Here is a 20653-nt window from a genome sequence, read left to right on the forward strand (position 1 = left end):
GGAGCGACACACGAGGTTCGAACTCGTGACCTCAACCTTGGCAAGGTTGCGCTCTACCAACTGAGCTAGTGTCGCATCAACAACGTTTCCGCTGTTTAGGGCTGCGAATTATAAGAGCATTTTTTTGTGATGCAAGTCCTTCCTTCAAAAAAACTTTATTTTTTTACTGAACGACGAAAAAGCAATCAAAAGCGATATAAATTACAACAATTTGGATCGCAACCTTAACAGTTAAATCTTGAAAATAGTACCTCGATAGTACTTAAGTTCTGCGATGGACTCACGAATGTCGTCCAAGGCCAAATGTGTTCCCTGTTTTGTGAACCCATTTAGCACCTCAGGTTGCCAGCGACGTGCTAGTTCTTTAAGAGTACTAACGTCAACATATCGGTAATGGAAGAACTCTTCCAACTCAGGCATATGCTTGTATAAAAAGCGACGATCCTGCCCAATGCTGTTACCACATATTGGCGACGCCCCTTTTGGCACCCATTTTTCTAAAAATTCAATGGTTTGTGCGACTGCGTCTTGTTCTGAGATTTGACTGTTTCGAACGCGCTCCACCAAACCGCTTGCCGTATGCGTATTAGTACACCAGTCGTCCATTTTCGCCAGTTCTTCTTCCGGCTGATGAATCGCTAACACTGGACCTTCAGCCAAAATATTTAGTTCGCTATCCGTGACAATAGAAGCAATTTCGATGATTTTGTGCGTTTCAGGATCAAGCCCTGTCATCTCTAAATCAACCCAAATTAGGTTTTGATCGCTAAAGGACATGGTTACGCCGCCTATTTGTTTATCGATAAAAGAGGTACTATACCTCAAAATACGAGAAACACGATACTCATACACGGAGCCAAGAGTACGGCTCAACCATTTGAGTAAATTCACATAAAGTACAGAATTGTGGCAAAGAAGAAAAAGTTAACCAAAGGTCAGGTGCGACGCGTACGTAGCAACCAACAAAAGCGTTTGAAGAAGCAAGAAGATTCCATCCAGTGGGATGAAAACATGCTAGGCGCCAGCAAGCAAGGTCTCGTGATCACTCGTTTTGGTCAGCACGCGGACATTGAAGACCTTGAAACAGGCGAAATTCAACGCTGTAACCTCCGCCGTGGTATTGAGTCTCTAGTATCTGGCGATCGTGTTTTATGGCGCGAAGGATTGGAGTCTATGGCGGGCATCTCTGGTGTTGTTGAAGCGGTAGAACCTCGCTCTTCAGTGCTCACTCGTCCAGATTATTACGATGGCCTAAAACCCGTTGCAGCCAATATTGATCAAATGGTCATTGTCTCTTCGGTATTACCAGAGCTATCGCTAAATATTATTGACCGCTATCTCGTTGCATCAGAAACACTGAATATTGCGCCATTGTTGGTCTTAAATAAAGTCGACCTTCTAGAAGCCGATGATCGTGCAATGTATGAAGAATGGCTCAAAGAATATGAACGCATTGGCTATAAAGTGCTTCTGGTCAGCAAGAAGTCTGGAGAAGGCATTGCTGAACTAGAAACCCTGCTGCGTGACCGAATTAATATCTTTGTTGGTCAATCAGGCGTAGGGAAATCCAGCTTAGTCAACGCGTTAATGCCGGAACTAGAGAGCGAAGTGGAAGAAGGCGAAGTCTCTGAGAACTCTGGCTTGGGCCAACACACCACGACGGCTGCACGTTTATACCACATTCCAACGGGTGGCGATTTGATCGACTCACCTGGAGTACGTGAATTTGGTCTTTGGCATTTGGAAGCAGAAGAAGTAACAAAAGCATTCGTTGAATTTCGACCATATTTAGGCGGTTGCAAGTTCCGAGATTGTAAACACAATGATGACCCAGGCTGCCTTCTACGCGAAGCTGTCGAGAACGGGGAAATTAACGAAACTCGCTTTGAAAACTATCATCGCATTTTGGAAAGCATGGTTGAAAACAAAGCAAATCGTCAGTATTCACGTAATAAAAAAGCCGATCTGTAATTGAGTTAAGGCTGTAACTGTGTAAAAAGTCTTCACCTAATACTGACAAGCAAATTAAATTTCAGTAACATCACGCGCCCTAAAGCGCGAATCTAACAGAAGTATCGGAATTAAAGATGGACAAGTTTAAAGTTGGACTGCAGTACTGGATCCCACAACACGGCCTCACTCGCCTAATGGGTAAACTGGCTTCAGCAAAAGCTGGCGGTCTAACAACAGCAGTTATTCGTTGGTTTATCAAACAATACAATGTGAATATGGATGAGGCAAAGCACTCAGATCCTAAGCATTTTAAAACGTTCAACGAGTTTTTCGTTCGTGAGCTAAAAGAAGGCGCACGCCCAATTTCTGAAGGCGAAAACGTCATCACTCATCCAGCCGACGCTTGTGTTAGCCAGTTTGGCCCTATTGAAGATGGTCAACTTATCCAAGCAAAAGGTCATCACTTCTCAGCACAAGAATTGCTGGGCGGTGACGCGAATTTAGCTGACGAATTTAAAGATGGTTCTTTTGCGACATTGTACCTATCTCCGCGCGATTACCACCGTGTACACATGCCATGTGACGGCACTCTGCGCCAAATGATTTACGTACCAGGTGACCTGTTCTCAGTAAACCCTCTGACAGCAGAAAACGTACCAAACCTATTTGCACGTAACGAGCGTGTGGTGTGTATCTTCGATACTGAGTTTGGTCCAATGGCACAGGTGCTTGTTGGTGCGACAATTGTTGGTAGCATTGAGCAAGTATGGGCTGGCACGATCACTCCGCCTCGTGGAAACACTGTCTACAAATGGGATTACCCAGCAGAGGGTGACAAGGCCGTGATCTTGAAAAAAGGCGAAGAGATGGGCCGCTTCAAACTGGGTTCTACTGTTATTAACCTGTTTGCCAAAGACGCGATTGAGTTTGACGCAAGCATGGAAAACGGTAAGCCAACCGTTATGGGCACACCTTACGCCTTAAAAAATTAAGTAAAACACCGTTAAGAGCCCTTTATTCAGGGCTCTTTTTATTGATAAAAAGCAAAACTCCGTTCGAAATTTAGCCTCTATTTCTCAAACTCATACCTGCCTCTAAGACCCTCATTCCACAATCAATTATCCTGCGCTTAGAATGAATATTTAGAGGGGCAGCCAATGCCAAAGATGAGTGTAAACACGTTGGCGAAATTGCTGGTGTGCTTTTTAATTCCGCTCGGTGTTTTGATGATGCCGATCGATGCTATTCCTATTGACGATCTCACTTTAATTCAGCATCGCCTGTTAGCTATTTTTCTTCTTGCTGCCCTACTTTGGGTTCTCGAGCCGGTTCCCGTTTTTGCTACGTCCATTCTTATTATCGCTCTTGAACTGATCATGATATCGGATAAAGGTTTGCATCTATTTCGCAATACACCAGCGGGGCATGATTTAGGAGAGTTAATTGCTTACACCGATATTTTCTCGGCCTTCTCTTCACCGATCATTATTCTTTTTATGGGTGGTTTTGCTCTCGCGATTGCGGCTTCCAAATACGAGCTCGACAACAACCTCGCCCGAGTTCTATTAAAACCATTCGGCACCCAACCTAAGTTCATCATGCTGGGCTTGATGTTAATTACCGCCGTTTTTTCAATGTTTATGTCCAATACTGCCACGACCGTGATGATGCTAGCCCTGCTTGGCCCCATCGTCGCTTCAGCACCTAAAGGGGATTTAGGCATTAAAGCACTGGTGTTGTGTATTCCAATTGCAGCGAATACAGGCGGCATTGCGACTCCGATAGGCACGCCACCTAATGCGATAGCGCTTCAATATCTCACTGGAGAAAACGCGATAGACTTCCTATCGTGGATGACAATGGGTCTACCCTTTGTGTTGGTACAACTCACTGTAGCTTGGTTCTTGTTGCAAAAGCTGTTTCCGTCTAGCGAACCAGAAATGAAACTAAAGCTAGATGGTACATTCAAAAAGAGCTGGCGTGCGATCGTCGTCTACATCACTTTTGCACTAACCATTTTGCTTTGGATGACAACGAAAGTGCATGGCATGAATACATATGTTGTCGCGATTATCCCACTAGCAGTGTTCACGTTAACGGGCATTATGGGAAAAGAAGAGCTCAAGCTGATTAACTGGGATGTTTTATGGCTGGTTGCCGGTGGTATAGCAATTGGTATTGCCTTAGACAAAACGGGCTTAGCCGAAGCATTAGCGCACGCCATTGATTACAGCCTGCTATCACCATTTGCCGTTGTTTTAGCCCTATCAGTAGTGTGTTGGTTAATGGCGAACTTTATGTCTAATACCGCAACGGCAAACTTATTGATGCCTATTGCTGCCGCTATTGGTACATCCATGCCAAGCCTTATTGCGGTTGGTGGCCTACAAGGTTTACTGGTTGTCGTCGCCTTCTCCGCATCACTTGGCATGATCTTACCGGTTTCCACACCACCAAACTCTTTGGCTTATTCAACAGGCCTCATCGAGAGCAAAGACATGGCGAAAGTGGGGCTGATTCTTGGTTTGATTGGTCTACTTATCGTGTATGGCGCAGTTTTGGTACTGTTTTAATCGAAGAGCTCCATGAAAAAGCGTGTTGTCATGGAGCTGCTCTCCAGCTACTGCCCTTACAGAGCGGCTTTTACATCCCATAAATTTCGTGCATATTAAGACTCCTCTACTCTACAAGGACGTCGACACATCATGGGTTACGAATGGCTTGCTTTATGCGCCGCTTTTCTGTGGGCAGTTTCTAGCCTAATTTCGGTCATTCCTGCACAACACCTAGGCGCATTTTCTTACAGCCGCTGGCGTATGGGCTGCACAGCCGTGATCTTATCAACAATGGCCTGGATAACTGGCGGCTGGTTAACGGTTTCTTGGGAACATGTAACGCCAATGATGGCCTCAGGACTGATTGGTATTTTTATTGGCGATACCGCTCTATTCGCGTGTTTGAATCGTATGGGGCCAAGACAAGCCGGGTTACTCTTCTCTTGCCACGCCGTGTTCTCTGCCATCTTGGGCTACTTCTTATTTAGCGAAGTCATGACCACAATAGAACTACTGGGCGCATCATTGGTATTTAGCGGCGTGGTGATGGCGATATTCTTTGGCCGAAGAGGTCAAGTGAATAACGTCTTGGAAGACATTAAAGGTAACATCTGGGTGGGTATTGGACTTGGCTTAACCGCAGCAATGTGCCAAGCATTGGGCGGCATCATCGCCAAGCCAGTAATGCAAACCAGTATTGACCCAGTTGCGGCTTCTGCTATTCGAATGATCAGTGCCTTTTTCGCCCACAGCATGTTGTTAATTCTAGGAGTCAAAGTCGCTCGCTCGACGCAACACATTACTTGGCGCATATTTGGTATTACTGCCCTTAATGGTTTCTTGGCGATGGCCGTCGGCATGACGCTAATCTTATACGCACTGCAAGAAGGAAATGTAGGTATGGTTGCACTTCTATCTTCAACCACGCCAATTATGTTGCTACCACTGCTCTGGATTTACACTAAACGCCGACCAAACCGATTTGCATGGTTGGGCGCAGCCCTAGCTGTGATTGGTGCGGGCATTTTGGTTCAGTAACCTTACAGACCAGCCCTTATTGCCAGATACAAAAAAGCCCGAGTTTAAACTCGGGCTTTTGTCATTCGGAGCCGTTAGTTAATTATTTATTTAACTAATACTTCACCCGTCATTTCTGCTGGGATTTCTAGACCAGCTAGAGAAAGCATGGTTGGTGCAAGGTCAGACAGTTTACCGCCTTCTTTGAATTCAACCGCTTTGTCACCTACATAGATTAGAGGCACTGGTAGGTTAGTGTGAGCAGTGTGGATGCCGCCAGTTTCAGGGTCGATCATCATTTCTGCGTTACCGTGGTCCGCAGTGATCAATAGTTGACCGCCAACTTCTTTGATTGCTTCAACCACTTTACCCACGCTTTCATCTAGAGCTTCGATTGCTTTCTCAGCCGCTTCATAAACGCCAGTGTGACCAACCATATCTGCGTTCGGGTAGTTACAAATGATGGTATCGAACTTACCTGATTTGATAGCCGCAACCATCTTCTCTGTTAGTTCTGGAGAGCTCATTTCAGGCTGCATGTCGTACGTTGCAACTTTTGGAGAAGCAACCAACTGACGCTCTTCGCCTTCGAATTCGTTCTCAACACCACCGTTGAAGAAGAAAGTCACGTGTGCGTATTTCTCTGTTTCAGAGATACGTAGCTGAGTTTGACCTTGTTTAGATAGCCACTCACCGTAAGTGTTTTCTAGAGACGCAGGTGGGAATGCGATAGCTAGAGGGATATCAGCCGCGTATTGAGTCAGCATCACAAAGTTGATTGCTGGGAATACTGCACGCTCAAAGCCGTCAAACGCAGGAACGAATGCACGAGTGATTTGACGTGCACGGTCAGCACGGTAGTTCATGAAGATAACCGCATCACCATCTTGCATGATTGCGTCTTCTTGACCTTCCGCTTTGATAGTTGTTGCTTTAACGAATTCGTCGTTTTCTTCACGAGCGTAAGCCGCTTCTAGACCTGCAACTGCCGTTTCTGCTGTGAACTCAGCTTTAGCTTGAGTTAGAAGATCGTAAGCAACTTGGACGCGATCCCAGTTGTTGTCACGGTCCATTGCGTAGTAACGACCTACTAGAGAAGCAACGCGGCCTTTACCTAGTTTCGCAAATAGGTCTTGGAAACGTTGTAGTGAGTTTTCAGCACTACGTGGTGGTGTGTCACGGCCGTCTAGGAAGCAGTGTAGGTAGATTTTCTCTGCGCCACGCGCCGCTGCCATTTCAACTGCAGCGTAAATGTGGTCTTCGTGAGAGTGAACACCGCCTGGAGACATCAGGCCCATGATGTGTACTGCTTTTTCAGCTTTCACTGCAGAGTCGATAGCTTCAACTAGCGCAGGCGTTTCTTCGAACTCACCATCCGCAATTGATTTAGTGATACGAGTCAGGTCTTGGTATACAACGCGGCCTGCACCAATGTTAGTGTGACCAACTTCAGAGTTACCCATTTGACCATCAGGAAGGCCAACATCCATGCCTGAAGCAGAGATTAATGTGTGTGGGTTATTCGCAATCAGAGCATCCATTACTGGTGTTTTCGCATTCGCAATTGCGTTACTTGCTGTGTCTTCACGGTAACCGTAACCGTCAAGGATAACTAGAGCCAGTGGCTTCTTAGCTGACATAGTGATGACCTCATCAAATTTAAGTAACTTTTGGCGTAGGGCCTCGCTGCCCTATCTAACCTTGAAACAAAACTAGCGTAATTTTACTACACTTTTTAACCAAAACTGTAGGTTAAGATCAAATAATGTTTGCGATTTATTGTTGCTATCTTACAAGTTAAGCGAACAACGAGTCAGTGCCGACAATCGTGTTCCACAAGCATAGTCATTTCTAATACGCTTTGTACACCCCAGTCTAAGTTCGGTTTTCTTACGCTTCTCATTCTTATTTTTGCACTTGAAACAGCGCTAATTTAAAGCAACATCAAACAAGATGGGTTAATACCTATTGTTCTCTTTTCTCAGTAAAACAGAAGTCACTTAAACCGATAAGTCCAATAGGCCAAAGCAATCAAGCTACCAGAGCGAAATGTACGGATAGTAAGGGCATAACGGGATTATAGAGATCTCAATTATTCGTTAGAAAATTTTAACCCTCTCGCCTAAGAGCCGTAACCTCGCTATACTCCTGCTTTATTTTTCCGCCAACAGCGTAAGAGCTCAAGACATGCAAGAGTACATTGAATTTTTCCAACAGAACATGATTCTATCTTTGGTTTGGGTAGGTCTTCTTGTCGCCTTTATCATGAACATCGTGAAATCAGCGACAGCCGCATACAAAGAAATCAACGTAAACCAACTGACTCATCTTATGAACCGTGAAAACGGCGTTGTAGTGGATATCCGTACCAAAGACGAGTTCAAAAAAGGTCATATCACCGACTCACTTCACATTTTACCGTCAGACATCAAAGCGGGTAACTTGGGTAGCCTTGAAAACCACAAATCAGACCCAATCATTGTTGTATGTAAGACAGGACAGACCGCTCAAGAAAGCGCAAACCTACTAGTAAAAGCTGGCTTCGAAAACGTGAGCCTACTAAAAAATGGTTTGATTGCGTGGAACGAAGCGAACCTGCCGTTAGTTCGCGGTAAGAAGTAGGAACGTGGCAAGAACGAAAGTTCGCGTTTAAACGCGCTTTTACCAAGCCTCGCGGACAAAAAACTGAGCAAATTGAAAGCAGTTGGAGCACTAAGTTGTGACGCTTTGCACGTAATACACGCTTCATCTAGTCAAGGTAGATTGGCTCAGTTAGTCTCAGGACATACCAGTTTTCTGAGCTTAGACGTTTCTAGGCTCAACAAATATTGATTTAAGGATTAAAAAATGGCTGAAGCAGCACCTCAAGACGCACAACAAAACTTCGCAATTCAACGCATCTTCCTAAAAGACGTTTCTTTTGAAGCGCCGAACTCTCCAGTAATTTTCCAGAAAGAGTGGAACCCAGACGTTAAACTAGACCTAGACACTCAAAGCCGTGAGCTTGGTGAAGGCGTTTACGAAGTTGTTCTACGCCTAACCGTTACTGTGAAGAACGAAGAAGAGACTGCGTTCCTATGTGAAGTTCAACAAGGTGGTATCTTCACTGCTGAACAAATGGAAGCTGGTCAACTTGCACATTGCCTAGGCGCATTCTGCCCGAACATCCTATTCCCATACGCTCGTGAAACTATCTCAAGCCTAGTCGTTAAAGGTACGTTCCCTCAACTGAACCTAGCGCCAGTAAACTTTGACGCGCTATTCATGAACTACCTACAACAGCAAGCTCAACAAGGCGAAGCTGAAGCGTAATTCACGTTTTATAAGTGACGAATAGCCACAGTGCTGACGTCACCGACTCAAATAAAATGCACAGAGCGTCTACCATTCGATGCAATGTGCATTTTTTATTTCTGACAAAAGTTCCTAGTTCCTAATCGCCAGAAGGCGTAAAATTTGACGATTAGGAACTAGATTCTACTAGTAGCAAGACAATTAGGCGGTAGCATGACACAAGCAAATACAAACAATGCTTACGGTAAAGACATCGCAATGACTGTGATTGGCGCAGGCTCATACGGCACCTCTTTGGCGATCTCACTCGCTCGTAACGGCGCGAACGTTGTCCTTTGGGGACACGAGCCAGAGCACATGGCTCGCCTAGAAGCAGACCGAGCTAACCATGCCTTCTTACCAGGTGTTGATTTCCCTGAAAGCTTGATCATTGAATCGGATTTAGAAAAAGCCGTTCAAGCAAGCCGAGATTTGTTGGTTGTGGTTCCAAGCCATGTCTTTGGCATCGTGCTAAACAGCTGTAAACCATTCTTGCGCGAAGACTCTCGCATCTGTTGGGCAACCAAAGGGCTTGAACCTGAAACGGGACGCCTGCTGAAAGACGTCGCTTATGACATTATCGGTGAAAACTACTCACTAGCAGTATTGTCTGGCCCAACGTTTGCGAAAGAGCTCGCAATGGGTATGCCGACTGCAATTTCAGTTGCGTCTCCAGATTCTGAATTTGTTGCGGATCTACAAGAAAAAATCCACTGTAGCAAAACCTTCCGCGTATATGCCAATAGTGACTTTATTGGTATGCAATTGGGCGGCGCTGTGAAAAACGTTATTGCGATTGGTGCGGGTATGTCTGATGGTATCGGTTTTGGCGCCAACGCCCGTACTGCATTAATTACTCGTGGCTTGGCTGAAATGAGTCGCCTTGGTGCTGCGCTAGGTGCACAGCCAGAAACCTTTATGGGCATGGCGGGTTTAGGCGATCTTGTCCTGACATGTACCGATAACCAATCACGTAACCGACGCTTTGGCTTGGCATTAGGCCAAGGTAAAGACGTTGATACGGCTCAAGAAGAAATTGGCCAAGTGGTTGAGGGTTACCGCAATACAAAAGAAGTATGGCTACTTTCTCAACGTATGGGTGTTGAGATGCCGATAGTTGATCAAATTTATCAAGTATTGTATCAAGGAAAAGATGCGCGCTTAGCAGCGCAAGATTTACTTGCTCGTGACAAAAAAGCCGAAGGAAAGTAGCAATCTACCGCCCTTTGCAGCTCATCTGAGAAAAATTGAAGTTGTCGGGTCACGGAAGAACCACTCTGGATATTGAGAATGAAACACTGCGAAAAACAAAAAGTCTGGAACAAAATTGTCTCAGAAGCCCGTGAAATGTCAGAACAAGAGCCTATGCTGGCGAGCTTCTATCATGCCACCATTATCAAGCATGAAAGTTTGTGTGCCGCTCTGAGTTATATTCTGGCTAACAAATTGAACACCGCTTCCATGCCAGCGATGGCTGTGCGTGAAGTGGTTGAAGAAGCCTTTGCGGCTGATCCAACCATCACTGACGGCGCGGCTTGTGATATTTGTGCCACGGTCAATCGCGACCCTGCTGTTTCAATGTACTCAATGCCATTGCTGTACCTAAAAGGCTATCACGCACTGCAAGGCTACCGAGTAGCAAACTGGCTGTGGAAGCAAGGTCGTCACGCTCTTGCGACTTACCTACAAAATCAGATTTCGGTAGCATGTCAGGTCGATATCCACCCTGCAGCGCGCATTGGTAGTGGTATCATGCTCGACCATGCAACAGGCATCGTGATTGGTGAAACTGCCGTGGTCGAAAACGACGTGTCTATACTGCAAGATGTCACCCTTGGTGGTACTGGTAAAGAATGCGGTGATCGTCACCCGAAAATTCGCGAGGGTGTGATGATCGGAGCTGGTGCAAAGATTCTTGGCAATATCGAAGTCGGTGAAGGCGCGAAAATCGGATCTTGCTCTGTGGTATTGCAAGCCGTGCCTCCTCACACAACGGTGGCTGGCGTGCCTGCAAAAATCGTCGGACGTCCAAAAACAGACAAACCCTCTCTCGATATGGATCAAGGCTTTAACGGCAAGTCGCAAAGCTTTATCCATGGAGATGGTATTTAATCGTCAACAAACCTTTTTGACAACAACGTGGTAGGTAACTCTCAAGTGCGAAAACAAAATCACCCTGTTCTACGCTCGGCTATTTTATTAACTTGTGCTTTATCTGCCACTTATCCCATTACCTCCTCTGCTGTGAGTCAGCAAGAGCTCAAAGGCGTATCCAGTGAGATAAGCCGTCAGCGCAAATCGCTCTCTTCCCAAGAAAAGCAGCTCAATGAGTTACAGAAATCACTAAAAGATCAAGAGCTTGGTATTTCTAAGCTTGAGCGTGAAATACGACAAACCAAGTCTAACCTCGCACAAGCAGACAAAAACATAGAAAACCTGGAAGAGAAAATTGCCTTGCAAGAAGCACAGCGTCAAGAGCAAGAAGAAGAACTCAAACAGCTGCTGCAAACGTATTACGTAACCGAGCGAGCGAAGGCCAATGGTCACTTGTTAAATCAAGGTGTGGAAGAAGACCGCATGAGCCAATACTTCCAGCATTTAGCTAAAGCACGTGCTGAAGTGATTGATGCGATCACCAAAATAACCCAAGAATTAGCGCACAACAAAAACCAGCTCGAGCTAGAAAAAGAGCAAATCGAGACTCTGCTCAAGCAGCAATCCGAAAAACGTACAGCGCTAGCGAGTACACAATCCAAGCGTAAGCAAACCCTGAATAAAATTCAGAGCAGTATCAAGAATGACAAACGCTACTTAGCCGAGCTGCAACGCAACGAAACCCGTTTAAAAGCAGAGATCGCCAAAGCAGCGAAGCGTAATGCGGTGCCAATGGACGGACTCGGCAAACAGCGCGGTAAGTTGCCTTGGCCACTCAAAGGCAGTGTGTTACACAACTTTGGTACGCGACAAACTGGGCAGGTAAACTGGAAGGGTATGGTGTTGTCTGCCAACTATGGTCAACAAGTGAAAGCCGTTTATCCTGGTACTGTCGTATTTGCTGAGTATCTGCGCGGATACGGTTTAGTGGTACTGCTCGACCACGGAAAAGGTGACATGACCCTCTATGGTTACAACCAAGCGTTAACTAAAAAAGAAGGCGATCGAGTCACCGCCGGCGAAGTGATTGCTCTCGCGGGTGATACGGGTGGTCAAGACAGGCCATCGCTGTACTTTGAAATTCGTCGTAATAGTGAAGCGCAGAATCCGAAATCTTGGTTAAAACGCTGATTATCTGACTCATCGACTTATAATAAAAAAGGAGCCACTCGGCTCCTTTTTTGCATTCATATTTTGGAAAATGCTATGCGTAGTAGGTTCCTACCGCATCAATAAAAGCATGCACATCATCTTTGCTTAACGCGTTGATTCCTGCCGCCGCCTCTCGGCCCCCACCTGTCGGGAACTGACCACACACGGCCACGGCACCTTGTTTATTGTTTAACGGGGCACGAAGTGAAACCGTATAAGTCCCATCTGCATTTTCAGTAAGTACCGCATGCGCAGAGTCAGGGTTTTGGTTTGCCAGCCAGTTGCCATAAACACCACTGATTCGGCGTGATGCCGCCGTGTTTGGTAACTCAAACAACTTTAGCTTACCGCTCTCATGCATGGCAGGCACTGCGAGAGCCGCCTCCATGTCTTGTTGGTAAGCCGATTGCAATTGGTAGTATGGCGAGGCCGTATCTTCAATAGCTTCAAATGGTGACATGTACTTCAGCAAAGCTCGGTACAGCTCCGCAGGATGAAAGTGTAAATCTTCGACTTTCGAGCCGTAGCCGTTGTAGTTAATTAAAGTACCCAGCTCTTTTAGCTGCTCTTTCTGTTGCTGCGACAAGCCCGCGTTATTCGCTAACTCATCGGCTTTAGCAATCATGTTATCGCCATAAGCCGCCGTAATCGCCCAGTCATGAAAACGCCCATCAAGCAACTTATCGACAATCAACGCCGTGCACATGTTGGCATCGAGATCGATGTGCGCATACAAATTACCATGCTGAGGAATGTCACCCGCTTTGTGATGGTCGGCGTAAAAGACGTGAGCGCCTTGAGCCAAAGCTTGCTCTAGACCTGCCATGTTCTTTTCCATCGAAATGTCTAACACAGTCAGCTCATCACCCGCTTGCACGTCTACTTTTTCCACCAGTTTGATGTCGCGCTTTACACCGGTTATTAACTGGGCATCGACAGGATCAGCCAAACGTAATTGCAGAAGAGCAATGATGCCATCAGCATCACCATTAAAAATGTCGTACTTCATGGGGCGATAGTTCCTTTATCGAGAATCTTATCCCTGCAAGGGTTTTTAGCGTATGGGACTATTGTGCGCGGCATATTTGACAAGTCAACTCGAGCCACGACTCGAAAATGAGAGCGACTCTCGAAATATTAAGCAGTTTGACGTTTAACTGTGTAGATTGCTAACCGCATCTTCTAATAACAGTAGCTGCTCTAAGCCCTGCTCAGTTGCTAATGGCTTAACGACATTAAGCATCTGCAGCATCCCTTGCTTCACCATTTGCTCGGTAATGTTGGTTTTTGAAGCCATCGCGGATTGATACGCCAACCAACTACACGCAATCAAGTGTAATGTACATACCAATGACTTCAACTGTTGTTGATCGACATTCAACAGCTTCATCGTTACGAACTCTTGCATAATAGCAATGAGGTTCGCTTGCAGCTTCTCTTGCACATCGATGTACTGCTCGTGTAGCTGTTCATCTCGTGACAAGATTTCTGGTAGGTTTGCGTAGAAAAAGCGGTATTTCCACATCAAGGTAAAAATAGAGTCTAGGTAGCTCTTCAGCATAGTCAGGCTCTCTTGCGAACCTTGAATAGGGGTAAATCTTTCTAAAAGTTCTGCTGAATAAAGCGCAAAGATCTCACGAACGATTTCTTGCTTATTGCGGAAGTGGTAATACAGATTACCAGGGCTAATTTCGATGTGATCGGCAATGTGATTGGTGGTGATGTTTCGCTCACCATGTTGGTTGAACAACTCCAGTGCCGCGTAGACGATTTTGTCGCGCGTTTTCATTGTTATCGTGTTCCCTCTTCATTAACGAATCGAGTATAGCGACTTCACCAACCTAGGTCGATAGAGGCTCCAAATACGGTAACATAACAGACCAGTTAAGATGCCAGTTGAGTTGGCGACAAGGTCTAACCAAGAAGTTTGTCGCCCTACATACCCTTGCAACCACTCAATAACGGCGCTGAATAGCAAAATACTAATCGCCACCGCCCAACGTTGACGCCAACGCCACACACAAAAACAACCTAAAAACGCAAAGCCGCTGTACGCCATAGCGTGCTGAATTTTGTCGAGATACGCGATATTGCCCCAGTCTTGCAGTTCACCTGAACTCAGAGATAAAAAAGCGATCAATATGGCGTAGCTAAAGATAACGAAACGTGCAGCCGTCAGGTTCATTGGACGTCCTTATGCAATTGGAAATGGAAAGGCCGTCACTTGATCAATGTGGTCACAGCCTAGCGCCAGCATGATCAAACGATCGATACCCAACGCGACCCCTGCACAATCTGGCAACCCTGCTTCCAGTGCAGAGATCAGATGATAATCGATCGGCTGTGGTTTTAAACCCATTTCGATACGCTTTGCGTTATCTTGTTCAAAGCGCGCTAATTGCTCTTTCGGGTTATCCAGTTCATGAAATCCGTTCGCCAGCTCTATCCCCTTAAAGTACACTTCAAAACGATCCGCGACGCGATGATCTTGAGGATTGATTTTCGCAAGCGCCGCCTGTGATGCAGGGAAGTCGTACACAAAAGCCGGCACGTCCTGACCAATTTTGTTTTCTACTCCCACGCTAAATAGTAGTTGCAGCAGCGTATCGCGATCTTCTTCTGGCTCAGCAATGTCACTCAAACCCAGCTTGCTTGCCGCCGCTTTCAGCTCAGTCATCGAGCCTTCCAGTGGACACACACCCAACACATCAATGAAGGCTTGCTGATACGTCATGCGCTGCGCTGCGCCACACTTCAATACCAGCTGCAACAGGTCATCCATTTCATCCATCAATTTATGATGGTCAAAGCCAACGCGATACCACTCCAACATCGTGAATTCAGGGTTGTGGTAGCGACCATTCTCTTCATTACGAAATGCTTTGTTGATTTGATAAATACAACCGCTGCCCGCAGCCAAAAGGCGCTTCATATGGAATTCTGGGCTGGTCATAAAAAACAGCTTACTGCCATCGGCATAGCCTGGGCCAACAAACTCGGTTTGGAAAGTATGCAAATGGATGTCAGTCACGGTTGCGTGACTCATGGCTGGCGTATCGACTTCCATCACCTGTCGGTCAGCGAAGAATTGTCGAATCGACGCGATTAACGTCGCACGTTGACGAAGTTGGTCAATGGAAGCAGTAGGTTGCCAGTTGGTTTGCATAACAAGTCTCTCAAACTTTAATTCAGCGAGGAAAGGCTCATTCTACATGCTTTTTACTCTTCAAGAAGAGAGGAATATCCCTTCTTCTTTTTACTAATGTGCTCGCCAATTTGAGGCAAGAATTACTCGTGCCGCAGAACAAAAAACACTCAGTTAAAATCCTATTATCCATGCGGTTAATGTCACGCAACACGGGTTTAACATCCCTAATATTAATGCTTGAGGACCAAAACCTCGATGCCGTGATAGCAGTCACATAACCTATAAATTCTATGCCCTTAAGTGCATTACCGAAGCAAAAACCCAATTACATCAATTTTTCTGCCATGTGGCTCATCTACACTAACCCTACTACTTTTGGGGAGTTCTTTTTAAGGAGCGCCTCGTAATGACAATAACAAGCGGATTTCCGCAATCACACACTGGAGGATAACTGTGCAAATTATCACCACAGATATCGCAGTCATCGGCGCAGGCGGCGCTGGTCTTCGTACTGCTATTGCAGCGGCTGAAGCAAACCCAGACTTAGAAGTCGCTCTGATTTCTAAAGTTTATCCAATGCGCTCCCACACGGTCGCTGCAGAGGGTGGCTCAGCAGCAGTTATCAAGGATGAAGATAGCTTAGACAACCACTTCAACGACACTGTTGGCGGTGGTGACTGGCTATGTGAACAGGATGTTGTTGAATACTTTGTAGAGAACGCGACTCGCGAAATGATCCAAATGGAGCAATGGGGTTGCCCATGGAGTCGTAAAGAGAACGGTGAAGTCAACGTACGCCGCTTTGGTGGTATGAAGGTTGAACGTACCTGGTTCGCTGCAGACAAAACTGGCTTCCACATGCTTCATACGCTATTCCAGACATCAATGAAGTACAGCAACATCAAACGTTTTGATGAGTACTTTGTGGTGGATCTGCTTGTTGATGAAGGCGAAGTTCAAGGTCTGATTGCTATTCACATGTCTGAAGGCGAGCTTGTTACTATCAAAGCAAAATCTGTTGTTCTAGCAACAGGTGGCGCGGGCCGTGTTTACCACTGTAACACCAACGGCGGTATCGTAACGGGCGATGGTATGGCAATGGCTTACCGTCACGGCGTTCCTCTACGTGATATGGAATTCGTTCAATACCACCCAACCGGTCTTCCTGGTACAGGTATCCTGATGACGGAAGGTTGTCGTGGTGAAGGCGGTATCATCGTTAACAAGAATGGCTACCGTTACCTACAAGATTACGGCATGGGTCCTGAAACTCCAGTTGGCCAACCGAAGAACAAATACATGGAACTGGGTCCTCGTGACAAAGTTTCTCAAGCTTTCTGGCACGAACAACAGAAAGGCAACACCATCAAACACCCACTGGGTGACGTGGTGCACCTAGACCTTCGCCATCTTGGTGAAGAGTACCTACAAGAGCGTCTACCGTTCATCTGTGAGCTAGCAAAAGCTTACGTAAACGTGGACCCTGCAAAAGAGCCAATTCCAATTCGTCCAACCGTTCACTACACCATGGGTGGTATTGAAACGGACGGCGGATGTGAAACTCGCATTAAAGGCCTATTCGCGGTGGGTGAATGTGCGTCTGTTGGTCTTCACGGTGCAAACCGTTTAGGGTCTAACTCACTGGCTGAGTTCGTGGTATTTGGCCGCGTAGCGGGTGAAAACGCAGTGAAACGCGCAGCAGAATTCAAAGGTTGGAACGACGCGGCAATTGACGCGCAAGTCAAAGCCGTTGAAGAGCGCATCGCGAAACTGATGAACCAAGAAGGCGACGAAAACTGGGCAGAAATACGCACAGAAATGGGCCACACCATGGAAGCGGGCTGTGGTATATACCGCCAAGAAGATTTGATGCAAGCGACTATCGACAAAATCACTGAGTTGAAAGAACGCTACAAACGCATCAGCATCAAAGACAAAGGTAAAGTGTTCAACACAGACCTTCTATACGCAATCGAAGTGGGTTACGGCCTAGAAGTCGCAGAAGCGATGGTTCACTCTGCGATTCTACGTAAAGAGTCGCGCGGCGCGCACCAACGTCTAGACGACGGTTGTACAGAACGTGATGACGTGAATTTCCTAAAACACTCACTTGCTTTCTACAAGCCAGAGTCAGCACCAAGTATCGATTACAGCAATGTGACCATCACTAAGTCACAGCCAAAAGCTCGTCTATACGGTGAAGCAGCAGAAAAAGCAGCGGCTGAAGAGAAGAACGCAGAGGAGCAAGCATAATGTCAGCAAATCGCATTCAAAAAGTAGACATCCTGCGTTACGACCCAGAGAAAGATGCAGAACCATACAAGCAAACATTCGAAGTCCCATTCGATGAAACCATGTCTGTACTTGACGCACTTGGTTACATCAAAGACCACCTAGACAAAGATCTGTCTTACCGTTGGTCTTGCCGTATGGCGATCTGTGGTTCTTGCGGCATCATGGTGAACAACGTACCGAAACTTGCTTGTAAGAGCTTCCTACGTGACTACCCAGACGGTGTGACTATCGAGCCTCTAGCGAACTTCCCAATCGAGAAAGACTTGATTGTTGATATGACGCCATTCATCGAGCGCCTAGAAGCAATCAAACCATACATCATTGGTAACGATCGTAAACCAGAAGACGGTACGAACTTGCAAACGCCAGAACAGATGGCGAAATACAAACAGTTTGCTGGCTGTATCAACTGTGGTCTGTGCTATGCAGCATGTCCTCAGTTTGGTCTTAACCCAGAGTTCATCGGTCCTGCTGCACTAACGCTAGCCCACCGCTACAACCTAGACAGTCGTGACAACGGTAAAGATGAGCGCATGAAGCTTATCAACGGTGAAAACGGTGCTTGGGGTTGTACGTTTGTTGGTTACTGTTCTGAAGTTTGTCCGAAGAACGTTGACCCAGCAGCGGCAGTAAACCAAGGCAAAGTGGAGTCTTCTATGGACTTCGTGATTGCTATGTTGAAACCTGATGGTTCACCAAAGAAAGTGGAGGCATAAGGATGAGCAATCGTAAACCTTACGTTCGTGAAGTAAAACGCACTTGGTGGAAGAACCATCCTTTCTACCGCTTCTACATGCTACGTGAAGCTACGGTGCTTCCGTTAATTCTATTCACTCTGTTCCTAACTTTCGGTTTAGGTTGCTTGGTGAAAGGTCCTGAAGCATGGCAAGGTTGGTTAGCGTTCATGGCGAACCCAATCGTAGTCGCAATCAACATCGTTGCACTACTCGGTAGCCTATTCCACGCTCAAACTTTCTTCAGCATGATGCCACAAGTAATGCCAATTCGTTTGAAAGGCAAACCAGTGGACAAGAAGATCATCGTATTGACTCAGTGGGCCGCGGTTGCGTTCATCTCACTGATCGTTCTCATCGTGGTGTAAGGAGCTGAGCAATGAAACCGAATTATAGTGTAAACACATCACCAAAACGTTCTGATGAGCCAATCTGGTGGGGTCTGTTTGGCGCAGGTGGTACTTGGTTCGCGATGATCACGCCAATCACCGTTCTTGTGCTAGGTATCTTGGTCCCACTAGGCGTGATTGACGCAGAAGCGATGAGCTACGAGCGTGTCTCTGCCTTCGCAACCAGCATCATCGGTGCGCTATTCATCATTGGCACGCTAGCATTGCCAATGTGGCATGCAATGCACCGTGTACACCACGGCATGCACGACCTTAAATTCCACACTGGTGTGATTGGTAAAATTGCATGCTATGCATTTGCAGGCCTCATCACTGCACTAGCAGTTATCTTTATCTTCATGATTTAAGAGACTGACCAAAAAAGAAAAAGCTGGCTAAATGCCAGCTTTTTTATTGCTTTGGGTTACCCATGATCTTTTTGCTTTTTAAGCTTTTGACCACCCATGATCTTATTGCTGTGCGACCTTCTTTGTCTGGTCCATAAGACCCAGAGCACCAAAGCCAGTAATCACATCTAGGTTTGTTTTCAAGCCCGTTTCGTCACTTCCACCAATGTAATTTTGTGGCATCTGAACTTGGAAGTTTTGCAAATTGTTGTACAGCGAGTTCGCTACGTCTCGATTCAATTCTGCCAAGTAAACTTCACGGTTTGCTCCTAACGCCGCATACTTACCTTTTAGGACTTCAGATTCTGCGCGACCTTTCGCTAATATCGCTTTCGCTTCAAACTCAGCAGAAAGTGCGTTCGCTTTTTGAATCGCTAAGTTAGCCTCTGCGATAGCTAGCTCTTTCTCCTTCTCGACTTCAGCAAGTCGTTTGGTTTTTTCCACTTCAACGATTTCACGCTCTGCAATCTGACGTGCAACTTCCACTTCTTTTTGCTGAGCAATAATTGCGAGTTCTTTACCACGCTGAGCGTCTTGCACCTCACGTGTTCGTTGAATCTCTTTGCGTAACTGCTCGGTCTCTGCCTGTGCTTTCGACGTTTCTTGTTCCTGAATCGCGCGAATACGATCCGCCACTAAACGCTTTTTATCTGCCAATAGCTGATCTAATTGCTTTTCTGGCTGCGGGTCACCAATGGTCACCTGCGTCACTTGAATACCGTATTGTTGTAACGGATTGTCTTGACGAATCGGTTGCCCGGTTTTGTCTACGACAGGTACGGTTTTCCAAACCAGTTGATTGGTGCGCTGTAATTGGTTCGGATTAGCTTGATTCGCCCCAACAGGCGCAAGATCCAACTCTTCCACTTCAACCTGACGTCGCTCTGTTAGATAAATCCCCTCTCGTAACTGATCGCCAAGTTTCGATTTGAACTGGTTCAAACCACCTTGGAAAAACTCTTCACCCGTGTATTGGGTTGCGGTAATCACCGTTACGTTACGTGCGTTCTTTACAAGCAGCGCATCGATCAAGTTACTGTTGTTGCGGAACTCTTTATGCATCTTCTTCACCGCTTCAGGGTCATTACTGAGCTTAAAGCGGAATGTTACGGGGATCTGACCAATATAGGTGTCGGCAAATCGAACCTGAATCGCATCAAGACGTTGATAAAAATCTTCGCCCTTGCTGTTACCGAATGACACGGTGATCACTTGGTCATACTTGGTGATTTTGGACAGAAATGGCATACGAAAATGAATGCCAGGTTCAGTAAACACATCCAACTCACCAGTAATATTATTCTGATGCACGTAGCTGTAACCCGCATCGGTCATCAGCACCGAGCTATTAATCGTTAAGCCTATTGCCAACAGCGGTACGCCAAATACGGCTGCTTTTAATCCTTTATGTAGTAACTGACGTCTTTCTTCCACCTTTAAACCCCTTCCTAAACCTCTGCTTTCCATTTTGTTCTCCTTTTTTGGATTGTTACTGAGTTAAATCGATAAAAATCAG

At 46.2% G+C, this 20653-nt stretch carries 20 protein-coding genes and 1 tRNA gene; 13 read left to right on the top strand and 8 right to left on the bottom strand.

Translation table 11 applies throughout. From position 1 onward, the window contains the following. Nucleotides 1-2: 2 nt before the first annotated feature. Both R7Q09_RS21390 and orn read right to left on the bottom strand, forming a co-directional pair. Nucleotides 3-75: transfer RNA gene (locus R7Q09_RS21390), tRNA-Gly, on the bottom strand. Between the two features lie 156 nt (nt 76-231). Further along, entirely contained in the window at nt 232-777 is a 546-nt protein-coding gene (orn, locus tag R7Q09_RS21395; protein ID WP_017635574.1) for an oligoribonuclease, read from the bottom strand. A gap of 129 nt (nt 778-906) precedes the next feature. On the opposite strand from orn, the gene rsgA reads away from it, so the two are divergent. The 4 genes from rsgA to R7Q09_RS21415 all read left to right on the top strand — a co-directional run bounded on the left by rsgA (nt 907) and on the right by R7Q09_RS21415 (nt 5546). After that, nucleotides 907-1971 carry a small ribosomal subunit biogenesis GTPase RsgA gene (gene rsgA, locus R7Q09_RS21400; RefSeq protein ID WP_005386419.1) on the top strand — a complete coding sequence of 355 codons (1065 nt, stop codon included), beginning with the start codon at nt 907-909 and terminating at the stop codon, nt 1969-1971. A 116-nt stretch (nt 1972-2087) separates the two neighbouring features. Continuing rightward, complete coding sequence (gene asd / locus R7Q09_RS21405) at nt 2088-2945, top strand: archaetidylserine decarboxylase (RefSeq protein ID WP_033907177.1); 858 nt, start codon at nt 2088-2090, stop codon at nt 2943-2945. Nucleotides 2946-3110: 165 nt separating this feature from the next. Next, the gene (locus R7Q09_RS21410; RefSeq protein ID WP_213970971.1) at nt 3111-4526 is read left to right on the top strand and encodes an SLC13 family permease; all 1416 of its coding nucleotides are present in this window, start codon (nt 3111-3113) and stop codon (nt 4524-4526) included. A 132-nt stretch (nt 4527-4658) separates the two neighbouring features. Next, nucleotides 4659-5546, top strand: a complete 888-nt coding sequence (locus tag R7Q09_RS21415; protein WP_005386417.1) for a DMT family transporter — start codon at nt 4659-4661, stop codon at nt 5544-5546. A gap of 86 nt (nt 5547-5632) precedes the next feature. On the opposite strand, the gene gpmM is transcribed toward R7Q09_RS21415, so the two are convergent. Continuing rightward, complete coding sequence (gene gpmM / locus R7Q09_RS21420) at nt 5633-7165, bottom strand: 2,3-bisphosphoglycerate-independent phosphoglycerate mutase (protein ID WP_033907178.1); 1533 nt, start codon at nt 7163-7165, stop codon at nt 5633-5635. A gap of 547 nt (nt 7166-7712) precedes the next feature. Here gpmM and R7Q09_RS21425 point away from each other — a divergent pair. The 5 genes from R7Q09_RS21425 (at nt 7713) to R7Q09_RS21445 (ending at nt 12143) form a co-directional block, all read left to right on the top strand. Beyond that, nucleotides 7713-8147 carry a rhodanese-like domain-containing protein gene (locus tag R7Q09_RS21425; RefSeq protein ID WP_005386415.1) on the top strand — a complete coding sequence of 145 codons (435 nt, stop codon included), beginning with the start codon at nt 7713-7715 and terminating at the stop codon, nt 8145-8147. A 225-nt stretch (nt 8148-8372) separates the two neighbouring features. Next, complete coding sequence (gene secB / locus R7Q09_RS21430) at nt 8373-8837, top strand: protein-export chaperone SecB (RefSeq protein ID WP_005386410.1); 465 nt, start codon at nt 8373-8375, stop codon at nt 8835-8837. Nucleotides 8838-9032: 195 nt separating this feature from the next. Further along, nucleotides 9033-10070 (top strand): NAD(P)H-dependent glycerol-3-phosphate dehydrogenase, encoded by a 1038-nt coding sequence (gpsA, locus tag R7Q09_RS21435; RefSeq protein ID WP_005381474.1) that lies wholly within the window; start codon nt 9033-9035, stop codon nt 10068-10070. Between the two features lie 78 nt (nt 10071-10148). After that, the gene (gene cysE, locus R7Q09_RS21440; protein ID WP_005381475.1) at nt 10149-10970 is read left to right on the top strand and encodes a serine O-acetyltransferase; all 822 of its coding nucleotides are present in this window, start codon (nt 10149-10151) and stop codon (nt 10968-10970) included. 27 nt (nt 10971-10997) lie between these two features. After that, nucleotides 10998-12143 carry a murein hydrolase activator EnvC family protein gene (locus R7Q09_RS21445; RefSeq protein WP_005381476.1) on the top strand — a complete coding sequence of 382 codons (1146 nt, stop codon included), beginning with the start codon at nt 10998-11000 and terminating at the stop codon, nt 12141-12143. A gap of 73 nt (nt 12144-12216) precedes the next feature. Here R7Q09_RS21445 and R7Q09_RS21450 read toward each other — a convergent pair whose 3' ends face one another. The 4 genes from R7Q09_RS21450 to epmA form a co-directional block, all read right to left on the bottom strand. Beyond that, nucleotides 12217-13173, bottom strand: a complete 957-nt coding sequence (locus R7Q09_RS21450; protein ID WP_213970970.1) for a DHH family phosphoesterase — start codon at nt 13171-13173, stop codon at nt 12217-12219. A 144-nt stretch (nt 13174-13317) separates the two neighbouring features. Then, complete coding sequence (locus R7Q09_RS21455; RefSeq protein ID WP_005381480.1) at nt 13318-13953, bottom strand: TetR/AcrR family transcriptional regulator; 636 nt, start codon at nt 13951-13953, stop codon at nt 13318-13320. Nucleotides 13954-13974: 21 nt separating this feature from the next. Then, nucleotides 13975-14349 (bottom strand): VanZ family protein, encoded by a 375-nt coding sequence (locus R7Q09_RS21460; RefSeq protein ID WP_213970969.1) that lies wholly within the window; start codon nt 14347-14349, stop codon nt 13975-13977. A 9-nt stretch (nt 14350-14358) separates the two neighbouring features. Next, the gene (epmA, locus tag R7Q09_RS21465; protein WP_005381485.1) at nt 14359-15330 is read right to left on the bottom strand and encodes an elongation factor P--(R)-beta-lysine ligase; all 972 of its coding nucleotides are present in this window, start codon (nt 15328-15330) and stop codon (nt 14359-14361) included. Between the two features lie 435 nt (nt 15331-15765). Here epmA and frdA point away from each other — a divergent pair, with 435 nt between their 5' ends. The 4 genes from frdA to frdD are packed head-to-tail and all read left to right on the top strand — an operon-like array spanning nt 15766 to nt 19098. Next, nucleotides 15766-17565, top strand: coding sequence for a fumarate reductase (quinol) flavoprotein subunit (gene frdA / locus R7Q09_RS21470; protein WP_005381487.1), 1800 nt, complete (start codon nt 15766-15768; stop codon nt 17563-17565). Then, nucleotides 17565-18323 carry a succinate dehydrogenase/fumarate reductase iron-sulfur subunit gene (locus R7Q09_RS21475; protein ID WP_005381489.1) on the top strand — a complete coding sequence of 253 codons (759 nt, stop codon included), beginning with the start codon at nt 17565-17567 and terminating at the stop codon, nt 18321-18323. Before frdA ends, R7Q09_RS21475 begins: the two co-directional genes overlap by 1 nt. A gap of 2 nt (nt 18324-18325) precedes the next feature. Further along, nucleotides 18326-18709 carry a fumarate reductase subunit FrdC gene (frdC, locus tag R7Q09_RS21480; RefSeq protein ID WP_005381491.1) on the top strand — a complete coding sequence of 128 codons (384 nt, stop codon included), beginning with the start codon at nt 18326-18328 and terminating at the stop codon, nt 18707-18709. 11 nt (nt 18710-18720) lie between these two features. Beyond that, nucleotides 18721-19098, top strand: a complete 378-nt coding sequence (gene frdD / locus R7Q09_RS21485) for a fumarate reductase subunit FrdD (protein ID WP_005381493.1) — start codon at nt 18721-18723, stop codon at nt 19096-19098. Nucleotides 19099-19200: 102 nt separating this feature from the next. Here frdD and R7Q09_RS21490 read toward each other — a convergent pair whose 3' ends face one another. Then, a complete protein-coding gene (locus tag R7Q09_RS21490; RefSeq protein WP_005386397.1) occupies nt 19201-20604 on the bottom strand; it encodes an SPFH domain-containing protein in 1404 nt (467 codons plus the stop codon). Nucleotides 20605-20653 lie beyond the last annotated feature (49 nt).

The organism is Vibrio sp. 2130-1 (genome assembly GCF_033339515.1).